This is a genomic window from Zeaxanthinibacter sp. PT1 (assembly GCF_028464225.1).
GTDB lineage: Bacteria > Bacteroidota > Bacteroidia > Flavobacteriales > Flavobacteriaceae > Zeaxanthinibacter.
On record NZ_JAQPCN010000003.1, the window covers coordinates 146,358 to 162,015 of the forward strand.

Consider the following 15,658-nt stretch of genomic DNA (forward strand, 5'->3'; position numbering starts at 1 on the left):
GGCAGAAGCAATAGTTTAACGAATATTTGAATCTTTGGCGAGGTGATTCCTGCCTTAAAAACTATCTTTGTACAAACCTTAAAGGATGGAGTTACAACTCAGCAGACCAATATGTTTTTTTGACCTGGAGACCACGGGTACCAATGTGGCTAAAGACCGTATTGTAGAAATCTCTATTTTAAAATTATACCCGAATGGTAACCGGGAGAGCAAGACCTGGTTGGTAAACCCGGAAATGCCCATACCTGCGGAATCTGCCGCAATCCATGGTATTACAGATGAAAAAGTTGCCAATTCACCCACGTTTAAGGAAATATCCAGGGATGTTTACCAGATGATCAAGGATTGTGACCTTGCAGGCTACAATTCGGACCGCTTTGATATTCCTTTACTGGCCGAGGAAATGCTGCGGGCAGAGGTAGATTTTGATATGAAGAACACGGTTTCCGTCGACGTGCAGACCATCTTCCATAAAATGGAGAAGAGAACGCTAGAAGCGGCTTATAAATTTTATTGTAACAAAGACCTGACGGAAGCCCATAGCGCTGAAGCTGATACATTGGCAACCTGCGAGGTACTCATGTCCCAACTGGATCGCTACCCGGAATTGGAAAACAACGTCAAAAAGCTATCCGAATTTACCAAGCGGAATGAACTGGTAGATTTTGCTGGCTTTATTGCAAGGGATGAATCCGGGGAGGAAATCTTTGCCTTTGGAAAGCACAAGGGTAAAAAAGTACATGATGTTCTGGAAGAAGAACCAGGATATTTTGGGTGGATACTGAATGCGGACTTCCCTTTGTACACCAAAAAAGTGCTGACCCAGATCAAATTAAGTAAACTTAACAATAAGTTGGGCTGATAGTCCAGAAGAGCTCAGATGAAGATCATATGTATAGGGCGCAATTACGCCGATCATATTGCGGAACTTTCCAATGAACGCCCATCAGAACCGGTGGTGTTCATTAAACCGGATTCTGCTGTACTGCCCAAGGAACAAGCCTTCTTTATTCCTGATTTTTCCGAGGATGTGCACTACGAAGTGGAGGTACTCGTCAAGATTAAAAAGGTAGGCAAACACATACAGGAGAAATTTGCCCATAAATATTACGACGAAGTGGGCCTCGGAATCGATTTTACCGCCAGGGACCTGCAAAAGGAATTAAAAGCAGCGGGACTTCCCTGGGAAAAGGCGAAAGGGTTTGATGGGGCTGCAGTGATCGGGAAATGGGTGTCTAAAAGCAAGTTCAAGGAGTTACAGGACCTTAATTTTAAGTTAGAGCGTAACGGAGAAACAGTGCAGGAAGGTAATACCGGGATGATGCTTTGGAAGATCGATGAACTGATTGCCTATGTAAGTCGTTTCTTTATGCTAAAAAAAGGAGATGTGCTATTTACCGGAACACCTGCCGGTGTTGGTCGGATTAGTGCAAATGATTACCTTTCCGGCACTCTGGAAGGAGAAGAAATGTTTTCTGTCAAAATAAAATAAATGATATACAACTTAGATAAAATTAACGAGATGGCTGAGGGGGACGAAGACTTCGTCCTGTCCGTAATATCGGTATTTCTCGAGGAGGTCCCGGTAGACCTGGAGGCCCTGGAGCAGGGTATTTCTTCCCGTGATCATCACCTGGTGTACCAGATGGCACATAAGATTAAACCCAATGTAGACTTATTGGGAATGGAGCAGACACGAGCCACGGCCCTTGAAATAGAGACGCTGGGGAAGAACGAAGCAAACATGGATGAGATCGAAAAAAGATTTCCGACCCTTAAAACGGATGTGCTGCAAGTGATCTCTGAACTTAAAAAGGATTTTCATATCTGATGCAGGCTGAAATCATCACCATAGGGGATGAAATCCTGATCGGGCAGATCACTGATACGAATTCTGCATTCATTGCAGGGGAATTGAACAAGATCGGGGTTTCTGTTTATCAGATCACTTCGGTGCAGGACGATCAGGAGCATATCCTGAAGGCCCTGGATGAAGCCGAAGGCAGGTCTCATGTGGTGATCATGACCGGGGGTCTGGGTCCTACCAAAGATGATATCACTAAACGCACCTTGTGCGAGTACCTGAATGACCATTTGGAGCCAAACCAGGAAGTGCTGGAGCATGTAGAGTACCTTTTTAAGAAATACATCACTACCACGCCTATCTCGGATATGAACAGGGCACAGGCTAATTTGCCTAGTAAGGCTACCGTGTTGAGAAATCCATTCGGGACAGCTCCCGGGATGTGGATGCAGAAAAATGATACGGTCTTTGTTTCATTGCCCGGTGTCCCCTACGAGATGAAACACCTGATGACCGAAGAAGTGATCCCGAGGATAGCGTCGGGCTTCAACCGGCCCTATATCAGGCACAAGACCATTATCACCTATGGCCTGGGAGAAAGTGCTATTGCCGAGCGGATAGAGGCCTTTGAAACATCACTCCCGTCCTTTTTAAAACTTGCTTACCTGCCCAATTTAGGCAAGGTCAGGCTCCGACTTTCGGCAAAGGGCCCGGATCCGGAACCCCTGGAGAAAGCTATAGCGACAGCTACGGAAGAACTGAAAAATCTAATCGGGGATATCATTTACGGGGAGGAGGAAGACGAAACCATAGAGTACGGCGTGGCCAAGTTGCTTACACAAATGGGAAAAACCCTCTCTACTGCCGAAAGCTTTACCGGGGGGCGTATTGCAGAGATGATCACCGCTATCCCGGGCGCGTCAAGTCATTTTAAAGGGAGTATTGTCTGTTATGCCACAGAAATTAAAATTAAACTACTGGGCGTTCCGGATAGCTTGATAGCAGAGCATTCTGTGGTCAGTGAAGCAGTGGCCAGGGCAATGGCGGAGCGGGCCAGGGAGGTGTTCGGTACAGACTATGCCATAGCCACTACCGGAAATGCCGGTCCTACCAAGGGCGATTCCGATGCAGAGATCGGATCGGTGTATATTGCTATAGCGGGCCCGGACGGGGTTACGGCCGAAAAATTCAGTATGGGAAACCACCGAATCAGGATCATAACAAAATCAGCGCATAAGGCATTTGAAATGCTTCAAAAAGAAATTTTAAAATTCTGACTTAGAATTTTGTGCGTCCCGTAAAAATGCTATAAATTTGCAGCCTGTTTTAAATCAAGTAAAAAGTAGCGCCATGTCAAAAGTCTGTGAACTTACAGGAAAGAGAGCGATGTTTGGAAATAATGTATCTTTTTCCATCAACAAGACCAGGAGAAGATTTGATGTAAACCTTTCTAAAAAGCGTTTTTATATCCCGGAAGAGGATCGTTGGATCACGCTTAAGGTTTCCGCCAGGGCGCTCAAGGCAATCAACAAAAAAGGAATTTCTGCGGTCTTGAAAGAGGCCCGTCAGCAAGGGTTGATTAAGTAATCCTATAAAATTTAGTATCCAATGGCAAAGAAAGGCAACAGAGTACAAGTGATATTAGAGTGTACCGAACATAAGACTTCGGGTATGCCGGGGACTTCCCGTTACATCACCACCAAGAATAAGAAGAACACTCCGGATCGTATGGAACTTAAAAAGTTCAACCCGATCCTGAAGAAAATGACAGTCCATAAAGAGATAAAATAATAAGCCATGGCAAAGAAGACAGTAGCATCCTTACAAACAAGCTCAAAAAGACTTACCAAAGCGATCAAGATGGTAAAGTCTCCAAAGACAGGAGCATACACTTTTGTAGAATCTGTGATGGCACCTGAGGCGGTTAACGAATGGTTAGCCGGTAAATAAAAGGTCTCACATACAAATTACTAAGCCGCTTTGAAAGAAGCGGCTTTTTTATGTTTAATTACCGGGAAGGAATTCCGTGAAGCTTTAAGGGAAAAAGAGGTCATTGTGCCTAACTAGTTTTTAATTCTCAACGGGCTTTCCCATTACTTTTATATCTTTGATTTTACCTTATTTAGATGCCTATGAGCCTGTTTAAAAAGATATTTTCTTCTGAAAAAAAAGAGACCCTGGATAAAGGACTTGAAAAGTCTAAAACCACTTTCTTTTCTAAACTCAGTAAAGCTGTTGCAGGAAAGTCTAAAGTTGATGATGAAGTGCTGGATAACCTGGAGGAAGTATTGGTCAGTTCCGATGTAGGGGTATCCACAACCCTCAAGATCATCGATCGGATAGAAGAAAGGGTAGCCCGGGATAAATATATGGGTGTCGAGGAACTGAATGCTATCCTCAGGGAAGAGATAGCTGCCCTACTTTCCGAGACCCAAAGCGGTGAAGCTACAGACTTCAGCCTTTCTACCGATAAGAAACCTTATGTGATCATGGTGGTTGGTGTTAATGGGGTTGGTAAAACTACGACTATCGGAAAATTGGCACATCAATTTAAGAACCAAGGCATGAAGGTGGTTTTAGGGGCCGCCGATACATTCCGTGCTGCTGCTATTGACCAGCTGCAAATCTGGGCAGACCGAGTTTCGGTGCCCTTGATCAAGCAAAAAATGGGCAGCGATCCTGCTTCGGTTGCTTTTGATACGCTCAGTGCCGCAGTATCCCAAGGTGCTGATGTGGTATTGATCGATACCGCCGGCCGGTTGCACAATAAAGTAAACCTGATGAACGAGCTCGGGAAAGTGAAACGGGTAATGCAGAAAGTGGTAGGAGATGCACCGCATGAAGTATTGCTGGTCCTGGATGGTTCTACCGGGCAAAATGCCTTTGAGCAGGCGAAACAATTTACCAAGGCTACTGACGTAACTTCCCTGGCAGTGACCAAATTGGACGGAACTGCTAAAGGGGGAGTGGTCATCGGTATTTCTGACCAGTTCCGGATCCCGGTAAAATATATCGGTGTAGGCGAAGGTATAGAGGACCTGCAGGTATTTAATAAATTAGAGTTCGTAGATTCTTTCTTTAAATTGGAATCGTGAAGTATTTGCTGCTTTTGTTGTTTGCGCTCAGCTCCTTTAAAGGGTTATCACAGCTAGAACATCCTAAAGCGAGCCCGCTGGCGGTCATTGAGCAGCACTTTGGACTTTCAAAGATTACAATAAGCTATTCCAGGCCGGCAGTACATGGCAGGAAAATCTTCGGCGAACTGGTTCCCTACGATCGCATCTGGAGGGTTGGTGCTAATGAATCGACAAAATTTTCATGTGATTCGGATCTCCAGGTCATGGGCCACAGCCTTCCTGCGGGCACTTATGCCATCTATGCGTTCCCCAGGGAAGAGCAATGGGAGATCGTATTTCATAAAAATATCGGGCACTGGGGAGATGGAAGAGACAACTATAAACCGGAGGAAGATCTATTCCGTGTTTCCTTGCCGGTAGAAGAAACTTCAGAATTACAAGAAAACTTCCTTATCACTTTTGACCAGATCTCGCATAATGGGCTGCAAATGCTGCTACATTGGGAGCATAGCCGGGTTAGCATCCCCATTAAAACGGACACCCATAGCCGTATGCTCAGGCAGATTGATGCTGCTTTGGGCGGGAATCCCACGGCCCAGACGTATTATGAAGCCGGGCGTTACCTGCAAGAACAACAGAAAGATCTAAGTACCGCATTACAGTACCTGGAGAATGCCATTGAGATGGGAGGCGATACTTACTATTTTTACCGGGTAAAATCACTGGTGCAAGCCGCATTGGGGAAATATAGCCAGGCTATTATTTCGGCTAAACGCTCTATGGAACTCGCAGCTGCAGAAGGTAAAGACGAGTTTGTGCGTATGAACCGGGCCAATATAGCGAATTGGGAAAAGCTGCGGCATTGAGCCATATCTTCTAAAAGCTGAAGCTGCACCTAAGCGGCAAGTATTCAGTATTTTAGCCCGAAATGCATTTCTTTATAAAAACAAGGTGGTTCCGATTCCAAGTTGTATTTTTGCACCCCATTTATAATTCTATGCGAACTAAGTCACTCAAGAAGAATAAGATCAATATTGTTACCCTCGGTTGCTCCAAGAATGTTTACGATTCAGAGGTGTTAATGGGGCAGTTGCGCGCCAATAAGAAAGATGTTGCCCACGAACAGGAAGGTAATATCGTTGTGGTGAATACCTGTGGTTTTATTGATAATGCCAAGGAAGAGAGTGTAAATACAATATTGGAATACGTTCGTAAAAAGGAAGAAGGATTGGTAGATAAGGTTTTTGTGACCGGTTGCCTTAGTGAGCGTTACAAACCGGACCTGCAGAAAGAGATTCCTGATGTGGATGAGTATTTCGGCACCCGGGACCTTCCTTTATTATTAAAAGCTTTAGGCGCTGATTATAAGCACGAGCTGATCGGGGAGCGACTACTGACTACCCCGAAGAATTATGCCTATTTGAAGATCGCTGAGGGCTGTGACCGTCCCTGCTCATTCTGTGCTATTCCCTTAATGCGGGGTAAGCATCGTAGTACCCCTATAGAAGACCTGGTTACCGAAGCGACATCCTTAGCGGCCCAGGGTGTGAAAGAGCTGATCCTGATTGCACAGGATCTTACCTATTACGGTTTAGACCTGTATAAGAAACGCGCATTGGCCGGTTTATTAAAGGAGCTTGTCAAGGTAGAAGGTATAGAGTGGATAAGACTGCACTATGCGTTCCCTACGGGGTTCCCAATGGATGTTTTGGAGGTGATGAAGAACGAGCCTAAGATCTGTAAATACTTAGATATTCCGCTACAACATATCTCGGACCCTATCCTAAAGAGTATGCGGAGGGGAACCACCCAGGAAAAGACGACAAAATTACTCAGGGAAATGCGCGAAGCTATGCCCGAAATGGCCATCAGGACTACATTAATTGTCGGCTATCCCGGGGAGACTGAAGAAGATTTCCAAACACTGAAGCAGTGGGTAAAAGACATGCGTTTTGAAAGACTTGGTTGTTTTACATACAGCCACGAGGAAAATACCCATGCCTATCTGTTGCAGGACGACGTCCCTGAAGAAGTGAAACAGGAGCGTGCTAACGAGATCATGGAAATACAGTCCCAGATCTCCTGGGAACTGAACCAGCAGAGTGTAGGGGAGACCTATAGGTGTATCATAGACCGTAAGGAAGGAAATTACTTTGTAGGAAGAACACAGTATGATTCACCCGACGTGGATAACGAGGTGTTGGTCGATGCTAACAAGCACTACCTGAAGATCGGGGAATTTGTCGACATCACTATTGATGAGGCGGCTGATTTTGATCTATATGGAAGTCCCGTAGTGATTCCGGAGACAGCGGTGTAAGTTTTAAAGGAATAGGGTATGAGAGTGATTCCTGTAAAATAGGATCACAGAGAATCCCGGTAATCTGACTACCCCTGATAGGGTCTAAACCCATCTTTTCGCAGATTGTTACATATTAACATAGATATGCCCGGCCATAGGTTCTTTAGTAAGGTCAAAAGAAGTCTCGTTCAAGAGTATACCATGTTCCACGAACGCTTTTAAATTGGCCAGCCAAAAGGTCCACCCGTTACTACAGCCGTTGTAGATATTCATCTTGCTTTCTTCATCGGTAGGGATTTCATATTGTTCCAGAATCAAAAGTACAGCATCTTCTTTTTCCTCTAAACGCAAGGATACTTTGCTGTCAGCAAAGCTGAGTTCCATTTGGTCCTTACCATTGGCCGAGAGGATGCCGCCTTTTTCTTCCCCATCCCAGTTATGCCATTGCCAGCGGTAGGTGTCTCCGGCTTTTAGCTGTTCATCTGGCTCACGTTTGCGACCTGCGCTATCAGTATATACAGCGGAGCGCAAAAACCAGGAAGTGATTCCCTGCTCGGTTGCCCAGAGGTGATATATGCGTTCCAGGGGCGCCTTGAGGTAAATCTTTTTTACAAACCGCTCAAAAGAAAGTACTGTCTTCATGATTGCTCTTTTTGTTGTTGTTCAAATTCATAAATACCACGTCCCAGGGCAGCGAGGAATGGGATTCCTATTTCCTCGTATTCGTATTGGTCATCGTTGAAAATGCCATTCTCATTGACCAGGATGGTAGCTGTGAGCAGGAATTCGATATCGTTTTCCACATCCCGGATATAAGCACAATCGGTAAGGGTCCCATAGGCAAACCCAACTTTGTTAAAGATCTCGATATTACCGGGAATAGGCTTTTTACTGTCTCCATAAATGAAGAACTTGCCGTAGGCATCGGGGAATTTAGACGGGTCGTGCCCGGCTTCCCTGGGCAGGCTCTTCATGGACCGTAGCAGGAATTCCCGTTGCTCGCTGGTGATAGAGAATTGCTGGCCCCGGCTGAATGCCTCGGGAAATATAATTCGTTTCAAAACTTCGTGCTGGGTCCTTAGTGGGTAGTAATTTTTTAAAGCAAAACTGAATGGTTCCCCAAGGCTGGATTCATCTTCTATGAAAGCCATGCCTTTTTCAATGCCGTTGAGCTCTAACGGAACCGCTGCCCTGTTGTTAATAGACCGGGTAGGGGTAAGGGTACTGTCATTGAGGTACAGGATCAGTGGTTTTGTAGCTAAGAATTCTGAATGCTGACCCAGCCGGTGGGCAATACGGACCGGCCCGACTTCTTTGGAATGCAGTCTTTTGTTGATATCGTCTTGTCCCAGGAATTCTAATAAGCGGTTATTGGCCGCGTTATCACTGATGGCAAAAATCGCAGAGATATCATGGGCAAAAGTGGTCTCAACCGTATCGCCCTCGATGTAAAACCTGGTGTTCCGATCCAATGAATCAATTTCATTAAGCTTTTCCAGGGCCAGGATTGCTATAGGTAATTTAACTGTACTGGCCGGGTAAAAATAACGCTGGGGATCTTCCGCGTAATTATATTCTTCGAACACTACGCTGTTCTTGGTTCTTTGAATGCGAGTATAAAGGACCTGTACTTCAAACTTAACGGGAGATTGCATTACCCGGGCTATCTCAGGTCTATCGGAAGATAATACATGGAGGAGGGGGTCCCTGATCACTTCAGTTTCTTCCTTGCAAGCATGCAAGCATAGGAAGACCAAAGACATCAGAAGAGCTGCTATTCTTATGGACATTTTCATCGATCTACGGTTGGTGTAGTTCACCCCTGTGGGGCTTCAGGGCATCGCGTACCTCTGGCATTTTACTGGCCGTAACTACCATAAAAGCTATGCTGTGTGCTGGTCCCAGTTCCTTGTGGCCGGCCACCTGGGGGGAGAGCCCTTCGTTTACCATGTACTCCTGTAAATGCTTGTGATGATGCCGGGCCACCGGCAAAGCATCCGGTCCCCGGAAATCCCAGATCAGTTTAATTTGTTGTTCCATAAGGTGTGGTTTGGATTTATTTGCTGTCCTTAACAGATTTTCCCTCCTCGGCAAATGCTTTAAAGTCCTGCATATATTGCAGGGATTGTTTTTTAAAAGCGCCCGGCATCAGGAATGCCATCAGCTTCATAAAATAACCTGAAAATTCGAATTTGGTCTCTGAGATCCACCGTGTTTGATTATCGCCTTCCTTTTTAAAGTAGTTTTTCTGAAAATTATGCACGCCTTTGGTGTCGTAAGTGGCGTGAAATGCCTCGGGAAAATCCCTGGTCAGAATAGTCTCTATCAGTACCAGCTCTCTTTTCCCCATTTTATAGTGTAGTTCCATCTTGCTGCCTTCCTGCCCGGGTTCACCGGAAATAGTATGAGCAGAGATCAGACCTTTCTGCCAATGCTTCAGGTTATCGATATTGTCCAGGATACCAATCACTTTTTCCCTGGGAAGATCTATGACAATTTCGGTGGTGTATTTCATGCGGTTGTTTGAATCTGATCTAAAATAAGAAATTAGGAGCTATACGCGTTTAAAAAAGTGTTAATCAGTATTTGGATTGCTTGCCCACCTTCTGCTAATTCTTATTTTTGCCCAATGCTTGTCATAAAGAAATTAGTAGGCCGATCGCATTTGCTTGCGGGTCTCGTTTTATTATCACTGGGTTTAGTATCTTGTCAAGGTCTTTGGAGGGAAGATCCTAAGAAAGAACCTATTGCCAGGGTAGGGGAGAATTACCTCTACCTGGACGACCTACAGATGCTCCTTAGCGACGATATGAGTCCACAGGACAGCGCATCCTACGTTTCTAATTATATCAATGACTGGGCAACCAAGCAACTGCTACTGTCCAAGGCGAGAATCAACCTGACAGAAGAGGAACTGGAAAAATTCGACCTGCTCGTAGCTAATTACCGTACGGACTTGTATACCAGGGCTTATAAGGAGGCCCTAGTAGAGCAAAAGGGGGACACCACGATCTCGCAGGAGCAATTGGAAAGCTTTTATGAAAATGAAAAGGACAATTTCCGCTTAAAGGAAAAACTCGTCAAACTGCGTTATGCAGAATTACCTAAGCAGTTCCTGAACCTGGATGAAGTTACCAGCAAGATTCAACGTTTTAACGAGCAGGATAAGCAATACCTTGACTCGGTAGGGGTGCAATTCAAAAAACTCAATTTTAATGATTCCCTCTGGGTTCCTGTTTCCAGGGTGATCCAGGAAATTCCGCCTATTAATGCTGAAAATGAGGCTAAGTACTTAAATAAATCACAATTTTTTCAGCTGGAGGATTCTACAGGGGTATATTTGGGCAAGGTTCTTGATATCCTTCCCTTAAACGAGATCGCCCCGCTCTCTTACATAAAACCAACGATCAGGCACGTGCTCCTGAACCGGAGAAAATTGGATTACCTGCGGCGCCTTGAAACAGAGATAATTGATGAAGCGACAAAAGAAAAAGAATTTGAAGTCTATGAACATAAGAACTAATACCCTGTTAATCTCCCTGTTTTTTATGCTGGGAGGTATCCTATCGGCCCAAGAAAGAGACCAGGTCGGGGATACCCAGATAGAACCACCAGCGCCTGTTCTTGAAACAGACAGGACTGTTTTTAAAGACAGCCTGAAGACCAGAGAGAGGGTAAAGCTGGATGGAATAGCTGCCGTGGTTGGGGATTATGTGATCCTGGATTCTGATGTTGCCAAAACATTGATAGACCTGGAGAACCAAGGAGCCTCAACGAAGGATATAACCCATTGTAGCCTATTGGGGAAATTGATGGAAGATCGGCTTTATGCCCACCAGGCCGTACAGGATAGTATACTGGTATCGGACGATGAGGTGAATGCTACCGGAGACAGGCAGATCCAGCAGTTAGTTAGCCAGGTTGGGTCTATGGAGAAAGTCCTGGAATTTTATAATAAAGATGATGTGGAGAGTTTCAGAGAAGAGCTCTTTAACATTAATAAGCTTAGGATGTTGTCTGAAAAGATGCAACAGAAGATCATTGGAGAGATCCAGGTGACCCCGGAAGAAGTAAGGCAATTCTTTAACCGGATTCCTGAGGACGAAAAACCTGTTTTTGGCGCCGAGTTAGAAATTGCCCAGATCGTCAAGGAGCCGGAGATCCCGGAGGAAGAAAAGCAGAAGGTTATCGATAAGCTGAACGAGATCAAGGCCGATGTAGAAGATAACGACGCCAGTTTTAGTGTTAAGGCGATCCTTTACTCCCAGGATCCCGGATCTAAATCTAAAGGCGGATTTTATAGTATGACCCGGCAGACCCCTTTTGTGAAAGAATTCAAAGACGTCGCCTTCAGCTTGCGAGAAGGAGAGATCTCTGATCCTTTTGAAACCGTTTTTGGATTTCACATCATTTACATTGAGAAGATTCGCGGACAGGAACTGGACCTGAGACATATATTGGTTCAGCCAGAAATTCCACAGGAATCCATTGAAGCGGCTAAAAAAGAACTGGACACTATCAGGCAGCATATCATGGACGGCAAGTACACCTTTGCCGAAGCAGCACTTAATTTTTCAGATGAAAAGGAAACCAAGTTTGATGGCGGGCTGCTGAGGAATCCTATGAATTTTGACTCGCGTTTTGAACTGACCAAAATGGATCCTACCCTCTACAACCAGGTTAGGGATTTAAAGGATAACGAAATTTCTAATCCTATCCTGGAAACAGATCCCAGGGGTGGTCCTCCAAAATATAAGATCCTTCAAGTGACCAATCGCTATGACGAGCACGAGGCAGATTTTGCCAAGGATTACCTGAAAATCCAGGAATTAGCTCTCCGTGAAAAGCAATTTAAAGCTATTCGTAAATGGATGGATACCCACATCGAGGATACGTATATCAGTGTGAATGCCGAGAACCGTGATTGTGAATTCCAGAACAATTGGGTAAAAGATTAAGGCATGTCTGACGTTGAAAGTATCGAGAAACTTGTAGAAAAGCATAAGGCACTGCGCGATGAGATCGCTAAAGTGATCATAGGGCAGGAAGAAGTGATAGAGCAGATCCTATTGTCTATCTATACCGGGGGGCATTCGCTGCTAATCGGTGTGCCCGGCCTGGCTAAAACACTTATGGTGCACACAGTTGCAAGTGCTCTTGGACTGGATTTTAAACGTATACAATTTACCCCGGACCTGATGCCCAGTGATATCCTGGGAAGCGAGGTGCTGGATAAAGAAAGAGTTTTCAAATTTATAGAAGGCCCGGTTTTTGCCAATATTGTTTTGGCTGATGAGATCAACAGGACTCCGCCAAAAACCCAGGCTGCCTTACTCGAGGCTATGCAGGAAAGGGCAGTGACCATCACCGGTGTTCGTCACCAACTGCCATTGCCGTATTTTGTCCTGGCAACACAGAACCCAATAGAACAAGAAGGAACCTATCCTCTCCCGGAAGCCCAGTTAGATCGCTTTATGTTCGCGATAGAATTAAAATATCCCAGTGTACAGGAAGAGATCGCTGTTGTGCAGCGGACTACCGGTGATGCTAAGCCGGAGATCAGGCCATTATTTGACGCTGAATCACTGATTGCCGTTCAACAGCTGGTCCGCAGGGTCCCGGTACCGGAGAACGTGGTATCATATGCAGTTAACCTGGTTAATTCTACAAGGCCGGGCTTGGAAACAACTTCAGACTTTGTTAACCAGTACGTGGACTGGGGGGCAGGACCCAGGGCATCTCAGAACCTGGTATTAGGAGCTAAAGCACATGCCGCTATCAGGGGAAAATTCTCCCCGGATATCGAAGATATCAAGGCCGTTTCCATGGGTATACTCAGACACCGTGTACTCAAGAATTACAAAGCAGAAGCAGAAGGAATATCCGAAGAGGATATTATCGGGAAACTACTCTAAAATTTCCTTCCCAGGTCCCCGGATCGGGCCAGGAGAATAATTTTTGACGGGCAGTGCTTATCCAATTGCTCAATTCCTTGTTTTTCGGCGAAAATTTCTTAAATTTTATAAAATGATGGCCTTATATTGTGAGGCCGGAAATTCGACGGCTCGGAGGATTCAAAAATTTTCTGAAGCCCTGCGAATTTTCTTATCTTTGACGGATTGGTTAACACTAAATAATTAAACAGAATGGCATTTGATATTGATATGATTAAAGGAGTGTACTCCACCATCGCTGAACGTGTTGATAAAGCACGCGAGATTGTTGGAAGGCCACTTACCTTGTCCGAGAAAATTTTATATTCCCACTTATGGGATGGGAATCCAACTAAGCAATTCCGAAGAGGGAAAGACTACGTGGATTTTGCCCCGGACCGTATCGCTTTACAAGATGCCACCGCCCAAATGGCGCTGTTACAATTTATGCAGGCCGGAAAAGCGAAGGTCGCCGTGCCAACAACAACACATTGCGATCACCTTATCCAGGCGAAAAGCGGAGCCGCGCAGGATCTCAGTCGCGCTAATACCAGCAGTAAAGAGGTTTTTGATTTCCTGGAATCTGTTTCCAATAAATACGGATTAGGATTCTGGAAACCGGGAGCCGGGATTATCCACCAGGTCGTTTTAGAGAATTACGCTTTCCCGGGAGGAATGATGATCGGAACAGATTCTCATACCGTAAATGCCGGGGGACTGGGAATGGTCGCTATCGGGGTAGGAGGAGCTGATGCTGTGGATGTAATGGCAGGAATGCCATGGGAACTTAAGTTTCCTAAACTTATCGGGGTAAAGCTTACCGGGAAGATTTCCGGATGGACCTCGGCTAAAGATGTTATTCTTAAAGTAGCCGGAATCCTGACCGTAAAGGGAGGAACCGGTTGTATCGTAGAATATTTTGGAGAGGGCGCTAAGAACCTTTCGTGTACCGGTAAGGGTACTATCTGTAACATGGGTGCAGAGATAGGGGCAACGACCTCTACTTTTGGATATGACGACTCTATGGAGCGTTACCTTCGCGCCACTGACCGTAGTGATGTTGCTGACGCGGCAAACGACGTGAGGGAATACCTTACTGCCGATGCAGAGGCCTATGCTGAGCCGGAAAAATATTTTGACCAGGTCATCGAGATCAACTTAAGTGAATTAAGACCACACCTTAACGGACCTTTTACCCCGGATTTAGCCACACCTGTTGGAGAATTAGGACCTAAGGCAAAAGAAAACGGTTGGCCGATAGATGTAGACTGGGGCTTGATAGGTTCTTGTACCAACTCATCTTACGAAGACCTTACCAGGGCTGCTTCTATTGCAAAGCAGGCTGTCGACAAAAAAATAAAACCGAAATCTGATTTCGGGATCAACCCCGGTTCAGAGCAGATCCGTTTTACCGCCCAGCGTGATGGGTTATTGAAGACCTTTGAAGATCTTGGAGCGACTATATTCACAAATGCCTGTGGACCATGTATAGGGCAGTGGGACCGTAGTGATCTGAAAGGAGATGAAAAGAACACCATTGTTCACTCCTTTAACCGTAACTTTTCTAAAAGAGCTGACGGGAATCCCAATACCCACGCATTTGTCGGATCACCGGAAATGGTAGCTGCTATTGCGCTTTCAGGAAGGTTAGATTTTGACCCGATGAATGATACCCTGATCAACGAAGACGGGCAGGAAGTTAAACTTGATGAACCCAGGGGGATTGAACTTCCACCGGAAGGATTCGAGGTTGAAGAATCAGGATATGTACCGCCAAAGGAGGACGGTAGTTCTGTAGAAGTGAAAGTGAGCAAGGAATCAGAAAGGCTGCAGATCCTGGAGCCCTTTGAGCCTATAAGCAATGAAAGCCTTCAAGGGATGAAGTTGCTGATTAAAGCTCATGGCAAATGTACTACAGACCATATTTCTATGGCTGGACCATGGTTGCGCTACAGGGGTCACTTGGATAACATCGCGAACAATACCTTAATCGGAGCGGTCAATGCTTTCAACAAGAAGACTAATTTTGTCAAGAACCAGTTGACCGGAGAGTACGAAGGTGTGCCGGATGCACAACGTGAGTACAAGGCAAAAGGAATAAAGACCATAGTAGTGGGAGATCACAACTACGGTGAGGGATCTTCCAGGGAGCACGCGGCCATGCAGCCGAGGCATCTTGGTGTCGCTGCGGTACTGGTTAAATCTTTTGCCAGGATCCACGAGACCAACCTGAAGAAGCAGGGGATGTTAGCCCTGACTTTTGCAAACGAATCTGACTATGACCTGATTCAGGAAGACGATACCTTTAATTTTATCGATATCGATTCTTTTTCCGAAGATAAACCGCTGACCATAGAGGTTGTACATGCGGATGGATCTAAGGACACGATCAAAGCAAATCACTCTTATAATGCACCTCAGATTAATTGGTTCCGTGAAGGCTCCGCGCTTAACGTGATCAAGAAGGAGAATGCAGCATAATAAGAAATAACCATAGACATTAAAAACTCCTGAAGTATTTCGGGAGTTTTTTGATTATACA

The 15,658-nt window shown here is 45.3% G+C and carries 18 protein-coding genes; 14 read left to right on the top strand and 4 right to left on the bottom strand.

The features are described from left to right. Window positions 1-85 precede the first annotated feature (85 nt). The 10 genes from PP178_RS10050 to rimO all read left to right on the top strand — a co-directional run bounded on the left by PP178_RS10050 (window position 86) and on the right by rimO (window position 7,201). On the top strand, window positions 86-862 hold the full coding sequence (locus tag PP178_RS10050) for a 3'-5' exonuclease (protein WP_272594212.1): 777 nt from the start codon (window positions 86-88) through the stop codon (window positions 860-862). An 18-nt stretch (window positions 863-880) separates the two neighbouring features. Beyond that, the gene (locus tag PP178_RS10055) at window positions 881-1,492 is read left to right on the top strand and encodes a fumarylacetoacetate hydrolase family protein (RefSeq protein ID WP_272594213.1); all 612 of its coding nucleotides are present in this window, start codon (window positions 881-883) and stop codon (window positions 1,490-1,492) included. Then, window positions 1,493-1,831: an Hpt domain-containing protein gene (locus tag PP178_RS10060; protein ID WP_272594214.1), complete on the top strand. Its 339-nt coding sequence runs from the start codon at window positions 1,493-1,495 to the stop codon at window positions 1,829-1,831. Further along, entirely contained in the window at window positions 1,831-3,081 is a 1,251-nt protein-coding gene (locus PP178_RS10065; RefSeq protein ID WP_272594215.1) for a competence/damage-inducible protein A, read from the top strand. The genes PP178_RS10060 and PP178_RS10065 overlap by 1 nt, the downstream gene beginning before the upstream one ends. 73 nt (window positions 3,082-3,154) lie before the next feature. Continuing rightward, window positions 3,155-3,391 (top strand): 50S ribosomal protein L28, encoded by a 237-nt coding sequence (gene rpmB, locus PP178_RS10070; RefSeq protein ID WP_133643733.1) that lies wholly within the window; start codon window positions 3,155-3,157, stop codon window positions 3,389-3,391. A gap of 21 nt (window positions 3,392-3,412) precedes the next feature. Continuing rightward, complete coding sequence (rpmG, locus tag PP178_RS10075) at window positions 3,413-3,595, top strand: 50S ribosomal protein L33 (protein ID WP_272594216.1); 183 nt, start codon at window positions 3,413-3,415, stop codon at window positions 3,593-3,595. Between the two features lie 6 nt (window positions 3,596-3,601). Continuing rightward, the gene (locus PP178_RS10080) at window positions 3,602-3,754 is read left to right on the top strand and encodes a DUF4295 domain-containing protein (RefSeq protein WP_272594217.1); all 153 of its coding nucleotides are present in this window, start codon (window positions 3,602-3,604) and stop codon (window positions 3,752-3,754) included. Window positions 3,755-3,936: 182 nt separating this feature from the next. Further along, window positions 3,937-4,899 carry a signal recognition particle-docking protein FtsY gene (gene ftsY / locus PP178_RS10085; protein WP_272594218.1) on the top strand — a complete coding sequence of 321 codons (963 nt, stop codon included), beginning with the start codon at window positions 3,937-3,939 and terminating at the stop codon, window positions 4,897-4,899. After that, window positions 4,896-5,747, top strand: coding sequence for a DUF2911 domain-containing protein (locus PP178_RS10090; RefSeq protein WP_272594219.1), 852 nt, complete (start codon window positions 4,896-4,898; stop codon window positions 5,745-5,747). Before ftsY ends, PP178_RS10090 begins: the two co-directional genes overlap by 4 nt. Before the next feature lie 131 nt (window positions 5,748-5,878). Further along, entirely contained in the window at window positions 5,879-7,201 is a 1,323-nt protein-coding gene (gene rimO / locus PP178_RS10095) for a 30S ribosomal protein S12 methylthiotransferase RimO (RefSeq protein WP_272594220.1), read from the top strand. A gap of 108 nt (window positions 7,202-7,309) precedes the next feature. Here rimO and PP178_RS10100 read toward each other — a convergent pair whose 3' ends face one another. From PP178_RS10100 to PP178_RS10115, 4 genes are read right to left on the bottom strand one after another with little or no spacing between them, the layout of a single operon-like run. Continuing rightward, window positions 7,310-7,825, bottom strand: coding sequence for an SRPBCC family protein (locus tag PP178_RS10100; protein ID WP_272594221.1), 516 nt, complete (start codon window positions 7,823-7,825; stop codon window positions 7,310-7,312). Then, window positions 7,822-8,973: a serine hydrolase gene (locus PP178_RS10105; RefSeq protein WP_272594222.1), complete on the bottom strand. Its 1,152-nt coding sequence runs from the start codon at window positions 8,971-8,973 to the stop codon at window positions 7,822-7,824. Before PP178_RS10105 ends, PP178_RS10100 begins: the two co-directional genes overlap by 4 nt. A gap of 10 nt (window positions 8,974-8,983) precedes the next feature. Then, window positions 8,984-9,223: a hypothetical protein gene (locus PP178_RS10110; RefSeq protein WP_272594223.1), complete on the bottom strand. Its 240-nt coding sequence runs from the start codon at window positions 9,221-9,223 to the stop codon at window positions 8,984-8,986. Window positions 9,224-9,239: 16 nt separating this feature from the next. After that, window positions 9,240-9,698 carry an SRPBCC family protein gene (locus PP178_RS10115; RefSeq protein ID WP_272594224.1) on the bottom strand — a complete coding sequence of 153 codons (459 nt, stop codon included), beginning with the start codon at window positions 9,696-9,698 and terminating at the stop codon, window positions 9,240-9,242. Between the two features lie 114 nt (window positions 9,699-9,812). Here PP178_RS10115 and PP178_RS10120 point away from each other — a divergent pair, with 114 nt between their 5' ends. The 4 genes from PP178_RS10120 to PP178_RS10135 all read left to right on the top strand — a co-directional run bounded on the left by PP178_RS10120 (window position 9,813) and on the right by PP178_RS10135 (window position 15,597). Then, the gene (locus tag PP178_RS10120) at window positions 9,813-10,706 is read left to right on the top strand and encodes a peptidyl-prolyl cis-trans isomerase (RefSeq protein ID WP_272594225.1); all 894 of its coding nucleotides are present in this window, start codon (window positions 9,813-9,815) and stop codon (window positions 10,704-10,706) included. After that, window positions 10,690-12,141 (top strand): peptidylprolyl isomerase, encoded by a 1,452-nt coding sequence (locus PP178_RS10125; RefSeq protein WP_272594226.1) that lies wholly within the window; start codon window positions 10,690-10,692, stop codon window positions 12,139-12,141. Before PP178_RS10120 ends, PP178_RS10125 begins: the two co-directional genes overlap by 17 nt. Before the next feature lie 3 nt (window positions 12,142-12,144). Beyond that, window positions 12,145-13,098 carry an AAA family ATPase gene (locus PP178_RS10130; RefSeq protein WP_272594227.1) on the top strand — a complete coding sequence of 318 codons (954 nt, stop codon included), beginning with the start codon at window positions 12,145-12,147 and terminating at the stop codon, window positions 13,096-13,098. Window positions 13,099-13,329: 231 nt separating this feature from the next. Then, entirely contained in the window at window positions 13,330-15,597 is a 2,268-nt protein-coding gene (locus PP178_RS10135) for an aconitate hydratase (protein ID WP_272594228.1), read from the top strand. Window positions 15,598-15,658 lie beyond the last annotated feature (61 nt).

Coding starts and splice junctions, on each gene's coding strand:
- PP178_RS10050 (WP_272594212.1), top strand. CDS start 86: ATGGAGTTACAACTCAGCAGACCAATATGTTTTTTTGACCTGGAGACC.
- PP178_RS10055 (WP_272594213.1), top strand. CDS start 881: ATGAAGATCATATGTATAGGGCGCAATTACGCCGATCATATTGCGGAA.
- PP178_RS10060 (WP_272594214.1), top strand. CDS start 1,493: ATGATATACAACTTAGATAAAATTAACGAGATGGCTGAGGGGGACGAA.
- PP178_RS10065 (WP_272594215.1), top strand. CDS start 1,831: ATGCAGGCTGAAATCATCACCATAGGGGATGAAATCCTGATCGGGCAG.
- rpmB (WP_133643733.1), top strand. CDS start 3,155: ATGTCAAAAGTCTGTGAACTTACAGGAAAGAGAGCGATGTTTGGAAAT.
- rpmG (WP_272594216.1), top strand. CDS start 3,413: ATGGCAAAGAAAGGCAACAGAGTACAAGTGATATTAGAGTGTACCGAA.
- PP178_RS10080 (WP_272594217.1), top strand. CDS start 3,602: ATGGCAAAGAAGACAGTAGCATCCTTACAAACAAGCTCAAAAAGACTT.
- ftsY (WP_272594218.1), top strand. CDS start 3,937: ATGAGCCTGTTTAAAAAGATATTTTCTTCTGAAAAAAAAGAGACCCTG.
- rimO (WP_272594220.1), top strand. CDS start 5,879: ATGCGAACTAAGTCACTCAAGAAGAATAAGATCAATATTGTTACCCTC.
- PP178_RS10100 (WP_272594221.1), bottom strand. CDS start 7,825: ATGAAGACAGTACTTTCTTTTGAGCGGTTTGTAAAAAAGATTTACCTC.
- PP178_RS10105 (WP_272594222.1), bottom strand. CDS start 8,973: ATGTCCATAAGAATAGCAGCTCTTCTGATGTCTTTGGTCTTCCTATGC.
- PP178_RS10110 (WP_272594223.1), bottom strand. CDS start 9,223: ATGGAACAACAAATTAAACTGATCTGGGATTTCCGGGGACCGGATGCT.
- PP178_RS10115 (WP_272594224.1), bottom strand. CDS start 9,698: ATGAAATACACCACCGAAATTGTCATAGATCTTCCCAGGGAAAAAGTG.
- PP178_RS10120 (WP_272594225.1), top strand. CDS start 9,813: ATGCTTGTCATAAAGAAATTAGTAGGCCGATCGCATTTGCTTGCGGGT.
- PP178_RS10125 (WP_272594226.1), top strand. CDS start 10,690: ATGAACATAAGAACTAATACCCTGTTAATCTCCCTGTTTTTTATGCTG.
- PP178_RS10130 (WP_272594227.1), top strand. CDS start 12,145: ATGTCTGACGTTGAAAGTATCGAGAAACTTGTAGAAAAGCATAAGGCA.
- PP178_RS10135 (WP_272594228.1), top strand. CDS start 13,330: ATGGCATTTGATATTGATATGATTAAAGGAGTGTACTCCACCATCGCT.